At 54.0% G+C, this 13,915-nt stretch carries 11 protein-coding genes; 6 read left to right on the top strand and 5 right to left on the bottom strand.

Features of this window, described 5'->3' with window-relative positions; translation table 11 throughout:
* The first annotated feature begins 1 nt into the window (after window position 1).
* Genes PsW74_RS24395 through nagA form a run of 3 tightly spaced genes read left to right on the top strand, consistent with a single transcriptional unit; the run spans window position 2 to window position 3,389 of the window.
* Complete coding sequence (locus PsW74_RS24395) at window positions 2–937, top strand: ROK family protein (protein WP_063287093.1); 936 nt, start codon at window positions 2–4, stop codon at window positions 935–937.
* The gene (locus PsW74_RS24390) at window positions 934–2,247 is read left to right on the top strand and encodes a class II D-tagatose-bisphosphate aldolase, non-catalytic subunit (protein WP_063287094.1); all 1,314 of its coding nucleotides are present in this window, start codon (window positions 934–936) and stop codon (window positions 2,245–2,247) included. Before PsW74_RS24395 ends, PsW74_RS24390 begins: the two co-directional genes overlap by 4 nt.
* Window positions 2,244–3,389, top strand: a complete 1,146-nt coding sequence (gene nagA / locus PsW74_RS24385; RefSeq protein WP_063287095.1) for an N-acetylglucosamine-6-phosphate deacetylase — start codon at window positions 2,244–2,246, stop codon at window positions 3,387–3,389. Before PsW74_RS24390 ends, nagA begins: the two co-directional genes overlap by 4 nt.
* A 24-nt stretch (window positions 3,390–3,413) precedes the next feature.
* On the opposite strand, the gene PsW74_RS24380 is transcribed toward nagA, so the two are convergent.
* From PsW74_RS24380 to PsW74_RS24370, 3 genes are all read right to left on the bottom strand, one after another.
* A complete protein-coding gene (locus PsW74_RS24380; RefSeq protein ID WP_063287096.1) occupies window positions 3,414–4,724 on the bottom strand; it encodes an HlyD family type I secretion periplasmic adaptor subunit in 1,311 nt (436 codons plus the stop codon).
* On the bottom strand, window positions 4,721–6,940 hold the full coding sequence (locus PsW74_RS24375) for a type I secretion system permease/ATPase (RefSeq protein WP_208988134.1): 2,220 nt from the start codon (window positions 6,938–6,940) through the stop codon (window positions 4,721–4,723). Before PsW74_RS24375 ends, PsW74_RS24380 begins: the two co-directional genes overlap by 4 nt.
* 484 nt (window positions 6,941–7,424) lie before the next feature.
* The gene (locus PsW74_RS24370) at window positions 7,425–8,321 is read right to left on the bottom strand and encodes a LysR family transcriptional regulator (protein ID WP_063287098.1); all 897 of its coding nucleotides are present in this window, start codon (window positions 8,319–8,321) and stop codon (window positions 7,425–7,427) included.
* Window positions 8,322–8,467: 146 nt separating this feature from the next.
* Here PsW74_RS24370 and PsW74_RS24365 point away from each other — a divergent pair, with 146 nt between their 5' ends.
* The 3 genes from PsW74_RS24365 (at window position 8,468) to PsW74_RS24355 (ending at window position 11,614) form a co-directional block, all read left to right on the top strand.
* Window positions 8,468–9,382, top strand: a complete 915-nt coding sequence (locus tag PsW74_RS24365) for a hypothetical protein (protein WP_063287099.1) — start codon at window positions 8,468–8,470, stop codon at window positions 9,380–9,382.
* 116 nt (window positions 9,383–9,498) lie between these two features.
* Window positions 9,499–10,239 (top strand): gamma-glutamyl-gamma-aminobutyrate hydrolase family protein, encoded by a 741-nt coding sequence (locus PsW74_RS24360; RefSeq protein WP_063287100.1) that lies wholly within the window; start codon window positions 9,499–9,501, stop codon window positions 10,237–10,239.
* A gap of 61 nt (window positions 10,240–10,300) precedes the next feature.
* Window positions 10,301–11,614 carry an FAD-binding oxidoreductase gene (locus tag PsW74_RS24355; protein WP_063287101.1) on the top strand — a complete coding sequence of 438 codons (1,314 nt, stop codon included), beginning with the start codon at window positions 10,301–10,303 and terminating at the stop codon, window positions 11,612–11,614.
* A 9-nt stretch (window positions 11,615–11,623) separates the two neighbouring features.
* Here PsW74_RS24355 and PsW74_RS24350 read toward each other — a convergent pair whose 3' ends face one another.
* A complete protein-coding gene (locus PsW74_RS24350) occupies window positions 11,624–12,544 on the bottom strand; it encodes an SDR family oxidoreductase (protein WP_063287102.1) in 921 nt (306 codons plus the stop codon).
* Window positions 12,541–13,914, bottom strand: coding sequence for an NAD(P)-binding domain-containing protein (locus PsW74_RS24345; RefSeq protein WP_244277903.1), 1,374 nt, complete (start codon window positions 13,912–13,914; stop codon window positions 12,541–12,543). Before PsW74_RS24345 ends, PsW74_RS24350 begins: the two co-directional genes overlap by 4 nt.
* Window position 13,915 lies beyond the last annotated feature (1 nt).

The following is a 13,915-nucleotide window of genomic DNA, read 5'->3' as shown; positions in this document are numbered from 1 at the left end:
TATGGTTCGAGCTGGCGGTATTGATCTGGGCGGCACCAAAATCGAGGCAACCGCCTTTGATAGTGATTGGGCTGTAGTTGAAACCAAGCGTATCCCAACCCCTCAAGATTCCTACGAAAATTTGGTCGATGCTCTCTGCGAGATGGTCGTCTGGCTGGAAGAAACCTCAGGCTCAAAAGGCTTGCCGGTTGGTGTCGGTATTCCCGGCTTCCATTCCAAACGAACCGGCAAGTTCCTCACCGCCAACCTGCTCGCCTCAGGCCGCACCGTCCATCAGGACCTGATCGACAAACTGGGCAGAGCCGTCGCGTTTGAAAACGACTGCAACTGCTTTGCCCTCTCTGAAGCCATGCTCGGCGCTGGGCGCAGCTACGCCAGCGTCTTCGGCCTGATCATCGGCACAGGCGTCGGCGGAGGCTATTGCTCCAACGGCACGTTGATCTCGGGTCTGAATGGGGCTGCCGGAGAATATGGTCACCTCGGCATTCCCTACATGACTATGAAGGAACTCGGGCTCGACGGCATCCAATGCGGCTGTGGTCGCACCGGCTGCTTTGAGACCTATCTGGCTGGCCCCGGAATGCGCCGCCTCGCCAAACATGTCACCGGCAAAGACGCCGATGCGAAGACCATCACCACGGCAGCCGCTGCTGGTGATCCGCAGATGCAGGAAGTCATGCGCATGTGGGCCCGCATTGCGGCGGAACTGGTTGCGGCGCTTCAATGCACGGTGGACCCGGACTGCATTGTGCTCGGCGGTGGCCTTTCCAAGATCCCGAACATCGACCGCCTCATTGCGCAAGCTCTGCCCGGCCATTTGCTTGACCAGACCGAGCCGCCGGAAATCCGCGTTGCAGAATACGGTGACAGCAGCGGTACACGCGGAGCAGCGCTTGCTGCTGTCCAAAACTATCAAATACTGGAGGAGCCGTCATGAGCAACCCTTTGCTTGAGGTGATCACTGCCAACCGTGCAGGCGCCAGAGCCGCGCTTCCCTCCATCTGCTCCGCTCAGCCTGATGTCATCCTTGCCTCCGCTCTGCTCGCAGCAGAAAAAGGCGCGACCCTGCTGCTGGAAGCGACCAGCAACCAAGTCAATCAGGACGGCGGCTACACAGGCATGAAGCCAGCTGACTTTGTCAGCTACGTCAAAAGCATTTGCGCCACTGCCGGATTGCCGGAGGACGCGCTCATCCTCGGCGGTGACCATCTCGGCCCGCAAGCCTGGCGCTCCATGCCTGCCGATCAGGCCATGGCAAAAGCCAAAGAGCTGATGAAAGCCTATGTGCAGGCTGGCTTCACCAAAATCCATCTGGATTGTTCAGAAGGCTGCGCAGGCGAGGAGGCTCAGGTCGGTGATGAACTCAGCGCCAGCCGTGCTGCGCAATTGGCTGCTGTTTGTGAAGAATATGCACCAGACCCAAGCCGTCTCAGTTACATCGTCGGTACGGAAGTTCCTCCTCCCGGAGGCGCGCGTGAAGAAGGCGAGGCTCATAGCATTGAGCCAACCCCACCCGCGCGTGCCTCCCGTACCTTGCAAATGCACTTTGAGAAGTTCGATGAGCTGGGCCTACAGGATGCCAAAGACCGGATCTGCGGCCTTGTCGTGCAGCCGGGTGTCGAGTTCTCACCCTTCCACATCGATCATCTACCCGCTGATGACGGCAAAGCTCTGCGAGCAGCGCTTGACCCATTCCAGAACGTTGTGTTCGAAGCGCACAGCACCGACTACCAGCTGGACAATGCGTTCCCACGCCTCGCCAACATGGGCTTTGCGATCCTGAAAGTCGGCCCTGCACTCACCTTCGCCTACAGGCAGGCCATCTATGGACTGGACCAGATGCTGGATTGGCTGGAAGAGGACAAACGAACAGCGCCAAAAATCTCAAAGATTCTGGAAGCAGAAATGCTGTCTGAGCCCAAGTACTGGCGCTCTCATTATCAGGGATCGGATCAGGAACTGCACTTGCTGCGCCACTTCAGTTATGCAGATCGCATTCGGTATTACTGGCCTCAGGAGAAGGTACAGGATGCCCTTAAGGCACTCTTTGCTGCCCTCCAAACCCATGAGATTCCAAAGGTACTGCAGCTTCAACTGTTTGCATCTCGCACTGTTGAACGAGCACGGGCTTTGCAGCGCCATGGTTTTGGCATAGAGAAGGCGCTGGTGCTTGCTGAAATCCAGCAGGCATTGGACCCATATTTCTTTGAGAGAGTTGAGGCACCTCAGCTTGAGGAGGCTCTATGAGCACCGCACCGGGCAACCAAGACATCTGGCTGTGTCCAGATCAGCTGTTTGACGGCCAGAACCTGCTGAGCGATACTGCCATTCATCTGGTGAACGGCAAATGCGTTGGCCTGTCTTCAGCAGACCAGTTGCCCGCCGATGCGACCGTGAAAAAGCTCTCTGGCCTCATCACGCCGGGCTTCTTTGATATCCAGATCAACGGCGGCGGCGGGGTTCTCTACAACACTTCACCATCACCAGAGGGTCTGGCTGCTATTGCAGCGGCGCACCGCCAATTCGGCACCACAGCCTTGCTGCCAACAGTCATCACCGACGCGCCAAATGTGCTGGAGGACGCCGTTGAGGCCATGAAGGATGCTTACGGCACCCATGGCATCAAAGGCATCCACATCGAAGGCCCGCACATCAGTGTAGAGCGCAAAGGCACCCACGAAGCCAGCTGGGTTCGTCCGCTTAATGAGCGCAGTTTACAGCTGGTCCGCGACCTGCGAGATCGGGACATCCCGGTTCTCATGACGGTCGCACCAGAAGGCGTTGCCAAAGGTGACGTTGCCAGACTGGTTGAGATGGGCGCAGTTGTCTCTATCGGCCATACTGATGCAGGCGCAGCGCAGATCAAACCTATTCTGGAAGAGGGCGCAAACCTCTTCACACACCTGTTCAACGGCATGTCCCAGATGGTCAACCGCGAGCCCGGTGCAGTTGGAACGGGCATCAACAGCACCGCCTATTGCTCGCTGATCGTAGACGGGCACCACGTCGCCGACGATATGCTCCGCCTCGCCATACGCGCACGGCCTGTCAAAGATCATATGATCATCATCAGTGATGCCATGCCAACTGTTGGCGGACCGGAAAACTTCAACCTTTACGGTCATCAGGTCTATCTGGAAGACGGCAAGCTCATCAACAAAGCCGGGTCTCTGGCAGGGGCACACGTCACCATGCTGGAATCTGTTGCGCGCATGATAACTGAGCTTCAGTTTCCGGCAGAAGAAGTGTTGCGCATGAGCCTGTCCAATCCAGCTGCGCTGATGGGACTTCAACAGTCCGTGGCCTCTCTGCAGAACACTGACTTAGCCGATATGCTATTGCTCGCACCGGACTACAAGTCCTTCTCATTCCTCTCGCCTATGCTCTAGTTTCCTGCGAGAGGAGTTGCTGTCTCACCGCTCGCGAAATGCCTCCGCTTTCACCTTGAGCAGTGGTTTGGCAAGATAACTCAGCACGCTTTTCTCACCGGTCAGAATATCAATGCTCGCCGTCATGCCCGGCGTGATGGGCAACGGGTTTTGCTCTGATCCCAGATGGTTTTGCTTGGTCCGCACAATCACCTTGAAAAACGCCTGTCCCCGCTCGTCCTCTGACGTGTCCGGACTGATCCGCTCCAACACCCCGTCCAATCCACCATAGATAGAATAATCATAGGCCGTGATCTTCACGCTCACATCCTGCCCCGGATGCAGGAAGGCCACATGTTGCGGCTGGATTTTTGCAGCAATCAGCAAAGTGTCTTCCAGCGGAACAATCTCAATCAGTGGCTCACCAGTCTGAACCACCGCGCCGATGGTACTGACATTAAGTTTGTTGATCACCCCGCGAACGGGTGCCACCAACGCACTGCGATGCACCCGATCCTCCGCCCCACGCAGCCGCTCCTCAATCACAGCAAGTTCCGCTTTGGTCGCCACCAGATCCGACTGTGCCTGAGAGGCAAACGCTGTCTGCGCAGATGCTACCTTTTGTAGAACCTCTTCCTTGGCAGAGCGAGCACTTGCAAGAGAAGCCTCCAGCATCTGCCGCTCCCCCTCCAGAGTTGTGTACTGTCGCTTGAGCCGCAAAAACTCGATCTCTGGCAGGACTCCACGTTTATAAAGCTGCTGGTTGATCTCCAGTTCCCGCGCAATGATGGTCAGATTAGCGCTCAGCATCTGTGCTTCAGCTTCAAGCTGCTTCAGATCCTGTTCTTTCTGGCTAAACTGACTGCGAAGCACGGCAACTTCCGCAGCAAACTGCTCTTTGCGAGCCTTATAAACCGCCAGCTCTCGCTGCAAGAACGCGGCAATGTCGGCAGGCGTGTTTGAAAGATCAAGCGCCAGATTTGCCTGACGGGCCTCAGCGGTCAATCGCGCAAGACGAGCCTGCAACGCATACTTCTTCTGCTGCAGCTCCCCCAGCTGAGAGGCAAAGCCGGTATTATCCAACTTTACCAGAACCGCCCCTTGCTCAACGATTTCGCCTTCATAGAACAACACCTCAGAGACAATCCCGCGTTCCGGAGCTTGCACAATCTGCATCTGACGGGAAGGGATGATGCGTCCATTGCCTCGTGTGACCTCTTCCACATGCGCAAATGCAGACCAGACGAACAACAGCAGCATAATTGCGGCACATGTGAAGATCAGAATTCTGGACTGCTTTGGGCTGTGAAACTCTGGCAAATGCAGCGGTGTAACGGGAAGCGACCAGCCCTTCATGCTCTCAGCCTTTCTTCAATCGGAACCTGCGCAGGCTGTGGCACTTCATGCAGACGCGGTTGCTGCATGGATTGCTTCACTTCCTCGCTCGGTCCATCTGCAATGATGCGGCCTTGATCCAGAGCGATCAGCCGATTGGTGAGCTTCAGGAGGGAAGGGCGGTGCGTGCTGATAATGAGTGTCAGAGAACCGTTGTTATAGCGCCGCAAGCCACGCAACAAACGCTGCTCCGCAGAAAGGTCCAGCTGACTGGAGGGCTCATCTAGAAACAGGATCTTAGGTTTGCGCAAAAGAACACGAGCCAACGCCACACATTGCCGTTGTCCGCCGGAAAGGGCGGCCCCGTTTTCACCCACAATCAGATTGTAACCAGCTGGATGCTTGTTCACGAGGCTATGCAGCCCCGTTACATGGCAAACTTCCTCAATCTCCTCGTTGGAAAGGTGTGGCAATCCAAGGCAAAGGTTGTCTCTCAACGTGCCCTGAAACAGCGTATTGTCCTGAGACAGATACCCAACAAAATGGCGCAGGTCTGCTGGATCAAACTGGCGCGTGTCAATTCCATCAATGAGAACAGCACCCTCGGAAGGATACCTAAGCCCGCTCATCAGCCGGCCTACGGTCGATTTTCCGGACCCGACACACCCAACCAGCCCAATCGTATCCCCAGGCTCAATCGAGAAATTGCAGTGGGTCAGGCTAGCCTTCTCACTGAGTGGATAAGAGAAGCTGACATTTTGAAACTGAACTTCACCACGGCAGCACCGCAGGTTTGCAGTTGCTTTCCCTATCTTGCGTTCTGTTGGCTGGCTCAGCAAATCTCCAAGCTGGCGATAGCTGTGCAGTACCTGACGAAACCGGACGAGTGCATTGGCGATAGAGGAGATCGGCGCCAGTACACGCGACGACAGCATCATCGCAGCAATCAGCCCGCCCATGTTCACTGCACCCGCCTCCACCTGATAAACTCCCCAGACAATAATCAGCACCGACACCATGCCTTGCACATGCCCTGTTCCCACCATTGCCAGATTGGACCAATGACGGCTCTGCAACAGGATCTCGCTGCTGCGCTCAACAGACTGCTCCCAGCGGGATTGCATGTGGGCCTCTGCATTGAGCGCACGCACCGTCTCGTGCCCACCTAATGTCTCCATCAAAATGTTCTGCCGCTTGTTCCCCTCAAGGCTTGAGGCTTGAACAGTACGTTCCAAAGGCAATTGAGCTGCCAGATTAAGAAGGCAAACCACGGGCACGGCGAGCAGAGGGATCCAGGCAATGGGGCCAACGATGAAAAACAGGATGCAGATGAAAAGCCCGACAAAGCAGAAGTCCAGCAGGGCGATCAAGGCTGTTGAGCTGAAGAACTCACGGAGCTTTTCATAGTCATGAACAGTCCCGGCGTATTCTCCGGCACTCTTGGTTTTGGCAGAAAAATCAATGTTCTGCACATGAGAGAAAATCTTGGAAGCCAGCCGCTGATCTGCCTTTTTACCAAGGCTGTTGAGGATGGATGATCGTGCCACCTTCAGCAAACTATCTCCCGCCAGCGCCAACGCTACACCAATCGTTAAAGCCCATAGCGACGCCACCGCGAAGTTGGGCAGGATGCGGTCATAGACATTCATGATGAAAAGCGGAGAGGCGAGGGCGAGGCAGTTGATCAGCAATGTCCCGAGCGCAACATTTCCATAGTCAGGCCAGAACCGTGTGAATTCGGACCAGAACCAATGCTTGCTGTCTTGATGAACCTGCCCACTGCTGTCGCGTGCATGAAGAGATGAAAACAGGATCGCATACCCAGAGTATGCCCGCTGCAATATATCTAAGCTGAGATATTGCGGTCTTTCCAAATCTAAAGGATCCAGCAGTTTGGCCTGCCGTGTGGCTGCATCATAGCCCACCAGCAGGCGCAAAGCTCTGTCATGAAACACTAACAGGCACGGAAGGCTGCTGCTGGAGATCTTGCTAAGAGCAATCTGTTGCTTTTCGGCTTGTAACCCGCAATTCTCGGAGGCTTTTTCTACCTGAGAGAATTGTAACCGCCCATTGATCAGCGGAAGCCCGGCAGTCAACGCTGTTTTACTGAGGAAATTCCCATGGGCGCGGGAGACATAAGCGACGCTTTCAAGCAGGGCGTCCAGCACCTCATGCATTGGATGGCTACCTTCCTCAGTATTGAGGGCATGAGGGCTGGACAAGCGAAAATCACTCACGGCGTGTTCCCTTGATTTATGACAGTAATCGCAGTTTCATTTATTTGTTTTTCGAGGGGCCACGCTTTGTTTGGTCTTCTTGCGAGAAGCAGAAAGATTAGGAGATACAACGCATTACAGGTATCAAGTAATCTCTCAGTTCCCGCTAAGAAGTTTCGGTGTTCTTGTGGGATCTAAGAAAACACCCTGAGTAAAATGTGGCAATCTCGGGAACTTGTACTGTCAAATAAAGGGGCAAAAATAGCAGGAGTGTATTTGCCAAGGCATTCGCTATAAGATCAGCGCCTTAAAATTCTGATTGTCCGGAATCGCAAGTTTCCCAATGAACACAGCGTTTCTCTCCAAACCAACATATCCGAAAGTTTGAGAGTGAGCGTGTGTACGAAAGGGGATAGTGGGATAATTTCCCCTACGGCAAGTTATCCCATGCATTCTTAGGGGTAAAACACGGGACCAGTGAGGTTCAGCACCCAGAACCTCTCAATCACAATAGCTTAGGCAGTTTCCCGGCTAAGAAGTCAAAAAACAGCTTTATGCGTGGAATTTGCTTGAGAGTGTGCGGCGAAGCCAGCCAAACAGGCAAAGCAGGCAATGGGTCCTCCAGATCAAGGCGCACAAGGCTGTCATCCTCAAGGCCGATTCCAATCTGACCAAGACCAACCCCACATCCAGCACGCACCAATTCCCAGTAAGTCACCCTGTCATCACACCGCACACTAAAGAAGTCCCGGTCCACGTTCAGGCCCGCTTCCTGCATGCCGCGCAGGATCAGGTCAGATCTGTCGTACCCGATCCAATCAAGCGCTAAGAGTTCCTCTCTTGTGCTCGGCATGCCAACCCGCTCTACAAACGTGCGGCTTGCAAAAAGCCCCAATGGTGTCTCGCCAATCTTCTTGGCAAAAATGTCCAGCTGCGTCGGTGTAAACATGCGCACTGCGATGTCAGCTTCCTGAAACAACAGGTTTTGCGCATCGTCAGAAGGGAGAAGCTCAATCTGGATCTCAGGGTAGCTCTGCCGAAATTCTGCAATAAGCTTTGGCAGCACATAATGAGAGATCACCTGACTGGCGGTGACACGCACAGGCCCAGCAAAACCACTTTGCTTGCGCTCTTCTGCATGAAGCAGAAACTGAGCCGCCGCTGAATGCATAGCCTTGGCGTGCGGCAGCAACGCTTCCCCATCCTCTGTCAAGCCAAGCCCGCGCTGATGACGGTAAAACAACGAGACGCCCAGCTCCGCCTCAATCGCCTTCACTTGTCGCCCAATTGTCGGTTGGCTCTGGTTCATCTTCTTGGCTGCAGCTGAAAGACTACCTGTCTCCGCAACCGCTACAAAAACACCAATGAGATCCCAGGAAAGATGATGTAGTCTTCTATTCATAATTGAATATCATACCTGCATTTCATTCGAATTTACATAGGAAATAGAGCGCCTACTATCGTGTCTAAAGCGTATTCCCAAAACGTGACTACCGATGTTCGGATAAGAATATGCGATTTGGAAAAGAGTATTGGACAGGAGCGGTCATGAGACCCGTAGCTTTGATTTTAGGTGCCTCTGGCAGATTTTCAAAAAACATGACTGAGCAGTTAGAAGCTGCAGGCTGGGAAACCCGCGCCTTTGACCGTGCAAACCAAAATATGAAAAAAGCTGCAGAAGGTGTTGATGTCATCGTGAATGGAGCAAATCCGCAATATCCGCACTGGAAGCGGGATGTGCTTCCCTTCACCCATAAGGTGATTGAAGCAGCCAAACATGCCAAAGCCACAGTCATCATCCCGGGCAACAACTACTGCTTCGGCCCAAACATGATCCCCCCCATTGGCCCGCAAACACCTCAAAAAGCAACCAACGAGCTGGGTGTGATCAGAATAGAACTGGAACGCCTCTACAAAACATCGGGTGTGCGGACCATTCTGCTCAGAGCCGGAGATTTCATCGACACCTCCGCCAGCGGCAACTGGTTTGACCTGATCATGTCCACCAAGCTGGAGAAGGGGAAGCTCATTTATCCCGGCAAGACCGATATACCCCATGCATGGGCGTATTTGCCGGATATGGCGCGTGCTGCCGTCCAACTGCTGGAAATGCGAGACCAGTTGAACACCTATGAAGACATCTCTTTCCCCGGTTACACGTGGACGGGGAATGAACTCCGCAAAGCACTCACAGAAGTCACCAAACAGAATGTAAGCATCAAACAGTTCAGCTGGTGGCTGATACGCTTGAGCCGACCTTTCTGGCCCATGGCAAAACACCTTTTGGAAATGCGCTATCTTTGGAATACCCCGCATTGGATGGATAAAACACGGTTTGATGAGCTGCTCCCTGACTTTGAGGCAACGCCGGAACGGGAAGCCCTGAAGCAGGCCATCAGCCATTTACCCGCTTTCCAGCTGAACAAACCGGTCTCACTGAAACAGCCCAAAAGAGCGGCATGAGATTTTGCCTGAAGTGGCCTCCAAGAGTTTACAGAGGCAAAGCCGACAGGATATAACTAAGCAGTCCAATCAGATGTATTATGCGGCATTTGCCTCTTTGAATTTTGGAGTGCTCTTTGACCTTTAAACTTGGAATTCTGGAAGTTGGCCGACCACCCGAAAACCTGAGCAAGACATTCGGTGATTACCCGTCAATGTTCGAAACGCTCCTGAAGGATCAGGGTGGCGACTGGCATTACATGTCTTACCCCGTGGTGGATGGCCAACTGCCTCAAAACGTTCATGACTGCGACGGCTGGCTGATCACAGGCTCCAAACACGGTGTCTATGATGATCTTGAGTGGATTGACCGGCTTAAGACTTTTCTGAAAACAGCCTATGACGAGCACGTGCCAATTGTCGGCATCTGCTTCGGGCATCAGATCCTTGCAGAAGCGCTGGGCGGTAAAGCTGAAAAGTCCAACAAAGGCTGGGGCTGCGGCGTCTTCACTTACTATGTTCTGGAAAGCCCCAATTGGGTGCCAGAAGGCCTGACCAGCTTTTCCATTGAAGCCTATCATCAGGATCAGGTGACAAAACTGCCAGAAGATGGTGAGGTCATTGCATCCTCTGATTTCTGCGAGTTTGCAGCGATTGATTACAAGGGCAGGGCACTCACCCTCCAAGGGCATCCTGAGTTCAATAAGGACTACTCTGTAGCCCTGTTTAAAGAACGCCGCGGTGACACACTGCCTGAAGACATTGCAGATCATGCAATCGCCTCCTCGGAAGCGCCAATGCAAATTGGTGAGGTCGCACACATGATCGTAAACTTCATTCAGCAGGCAGCAGTTAAAGAAAAGCAAGAAGGGCACTAACTCCTGTCCTGCAGTGTTTCAGAGGCTCGGGTATAGACCCTGAGCCTCCTCAGGGATGAACATGGCTATGTCGCAAGGTTTTCTTCACGCCAATGATAAGGCAGGGCAATACCCCGCCTCCTACTACATCGCGACTGCAAACAAGCAACTCTCCTTTCCAACGCTGGAAGGTGAACAGACCTGCGATGTCTGTGTCATCGGCGCTGGCTACGCGGGGCTGTCTGCTGCTTTGCATTTGGCCGAGCGTGGCTACAAAGTTCATCTCCTAGACGCTCATCGTGTTGGTTGGGGAGCCTCAGGCCGCAACGGCGGTCAACTCGGCAGCGGCCAGCGGAAAGACCAGGACGAGCTGGAAAGTCTTGTCGGGCTGGAGCGCGCCAATGAACTCTGGCGCCTTGCTGAAACCGCCAAATCCTTGACGAAAGACCTCATCGCCAAATACCAGATCCAGTGTGATCTGAAACCGGGTATCCTCCATGCCGATCACAAACAAAGTTATGTGAAACATAGCAAGGCCTATGCAGAAAAGCTGGCAAACACTTATAATTATGCAGATATCCGCTTTGTAGACACTGCCGAAATACAAGAGATGCTAGATACAACTGCGTATCACGGTGGCACGCTGGATATGGGGGCAGCTCACTTGCACCCGTTCAACTTCGTGCTGGGCCTTGCTGACGCCTGCAAGAATGCTGGAGTGCAGATCTTTGAAAACTCTGAAGTACTGGAGGTCGAAAAAGGCGAGCCAGCTAAGTTGAAGCTTGCCAATGGACAAGTCACAGCACGCTACGTGGTCTTCGCCTGCAACGGTTATATTGATAGCCTTGAAAAGCGTGTGGCGGCGCGGGTCATGCCCATCAACAATTACATTATTGCCACCGAACCTCTGGGCGAAGATCTGGCCCGCTCCTTGATCTCCAATGATGTGGCTGTGGCAGACTCCCGGTTTGTGATCAATTACTACCGTCTGTCCGCAGACAACCGTCTCTTGTTTGGGGGAGGGGAAAGCTACAGCTTCCAGTTCCCGCGCGATATCAAAGCTTTCGTCCGCAAGCCCATGTTGCAGGTCTACCCGCAGCTCAAGGACGTACCCATCGAATACGGCTGGGGCGGAACGCTGGGCATCACACTCAACCGCATGCCATACTTTGCCAAACTCGCCCCCAACATGCTCAACGCCAGCGGCTTCTCCGGTCATGGTGTCGCCATGGCAACGCTGGCAGGTCAGCTCATGGCAGAAGCGATCGACGGGCAAGCCAGCCGGTTTGACATCCTGGAAAAAGTCCCAACCCACGCCTTCCCCGGTGGCCGCCATTTACGCTGGCCTTTGATGGTTCTGGGCATGCTCTACTACAGCCTGCGGGACAGGCTATAGGTCTGGCACTCAGCTCTTCTCCAGCTCTTGCTCCATTTCCGGCTTGTCCAGATAAAGCCGTTGCCGCTGATAAAGCTTGCCGTCAACCTCCACCAGCAGCCCTTGTCTGCGTAGTGAAGCCACATATTTTGCCATGCCTCGTCGTCCTTTCTTTTCAAAGAACGGTAGAATGCGAGGCATCATGTTGGGCAACAGCATGGCCAGACGTGTCAGCCAGGAGTCGCTGGCTTTTGGGTAGCGCTCCAGACATGGCTTTTCCAGATGCTTCACGAACTGATCAGCCACCACGCTGGGCGATTGCGGTTCATCGATGAAATTAAGCACGCTGCCACCTTCCAACGCTTCCTGCCGCAGCATGTAAGTGTCTGTAGCAGTTGGCAGAACGCAGCTGACCTTGATGCCATGCAGGTCTTCATCCAGCGCAAACGAAAGCATGGCGCCGCGTAGACCAAACTTGGTTGCCGCATAAATAGGTGTTTCGCGAAGCGGCTGTATGCCACCAAGCGAAGTGGTTGTGATGATACGTGGATCATCGCCCTTCAGCAGATAAGGCACAGCCAATCGGCTTAGCACCAACGGTGCGACCATGTTGATGGTGATCTCTTCTTCAATGCTATCCGGAGTGCGCTCATGAAAGCGATCAACCTTGGTGATCGCCATATTGTTGATGAGCACATCCAGCACGCCAAAGTTCTCTTCCACCTCGCGCAAAAGACGTTCCATCTCCTCGCGCTGTGTCAGATCCCCCTCAAACACATGAACCCGCAGGTTATCCAGCCGGGCCTGAAGTTCCCGCGCAGCCCGGCCATTTTTGTCGGCCAGCACGAGGTTCATACCCCGCTCATGCAAACGCGTGGCGATGTGCCCAGCGATGTCACCACCACCACCAGTGATCACCGCCGTACGCCCCTGAAAACGATAGGTGCTCATGCAACCACCTCCGCTTTCATCGCGCTCGACGAACCCTTTGGCTTAGGCGCAGCCCGCTTGAAGCGAATATCCTCCGGGAAGGTCCAGCCCATCCGCTTGTAAAGCTTCTTCACATATTTGGTGTGCGCTGTAGCATCACAATAACCCGCATGCCGGGCTGTCTTCAAAAAGTGGATACCACCAGAAAGATCCGGTGTTTCACTTCGGATGATCGCGTCCATCTGGCTGGCACGAGATGGATTATCTTGCTGGTCCTTCAGATAGTTGGCAACCAGCCCAGCCATGTAGTCAAACCGTTTGTAGGCACCGGAGTTGGTCTCAATATAGCTGATGCCAAACAGGTTTTTGTGCTCGCGGGAGGCCGCCTGAATAAACATCTTGGGCCGTCCGCCCTCATAGCTGAAATACTCACCCGCAAAGTCCAGCTGCTGGTTGAACCCGGTCGCGCACAGGATCAGGTCAATCTCCTCCCGGCTGCCATCTTTAAACACCACATGTGAGCCATCCAGATGGTCCACATCCGGCTTCACGGTCACATCACCATGTTGCAATGAATGCACCAGTTGAGTGTTGAGCAATGGATGCGTCTCGAACAGCTTATGATCCGGTTTGGGGATGCCAAACCGTTGCAGCGTACCGTTGAACATACGCAGCAACAGTGTGAAAAACGGGCGTATCATCCAGACAGGCAGATCAGGGCCACCATCAGCAAACACGTCTGCAGGCATGCCAAACACATGTTTGGGAATGATGTAATAGCCGCGCCGCATGGAGATGAAGGCCTTCTCCCCCAAGACACCCGCATCACAGGCAATATCACAGCCGGAGTTGCCAGCTCCAATCACCAGAACCCGCTTACCGTCAAACTCACGAATGTTCTTGTAAGTCTGGCTATGGCGGATCTCACCATCAAAGGAGCCTTGCAGCTCCGGCATGTTGGCCTGCCATTGCGAGCCCGTAGCGCAGACCACAGCCTTATATTCGCGGCACTCACCGTTGGAGAGATGAACCTGCCAGCGATCCTTCTCGGTCTTGGTCAGTTTTTCGATCTTAGTTGAGAAGGTAATCTTCTCACGCAGCCCATAAGCCTCTGTGAAGTCGCGCAGGTACTTCAGGATTTCGGTGTGTTTGGGATAATCTGCGAAATGGTCTGGCATCGGAAAATCCGCAAAGCCAGACAAGCTGCGAGAGCTGATAAAATGCGCGCTCTCATAAATGGCTGTACCATCGTGCTTGATGTCCCAGAGACCACCCACATCCGGGTTTGGGTCAAACTGATCCCATTCAATGCCGTTGTGCTGTAATGCGCGGGCCATCACAAGCCCCGCCGGGCCTGCACCAGCGATGCAAACCGCGTCACCCCTATCTATA

Source organism: Pseudovibrio sp. W74 (assembly GCF_001623085.1).
Lineage (GTDB): Bacteria > Pseudomonadota > Alphaproteobacteria > Rhizobiales > Stappiaceae > Pseudovibrio.
This window is presented reverse-complemented; position numbering and strand designations above follow the sequence as displayed.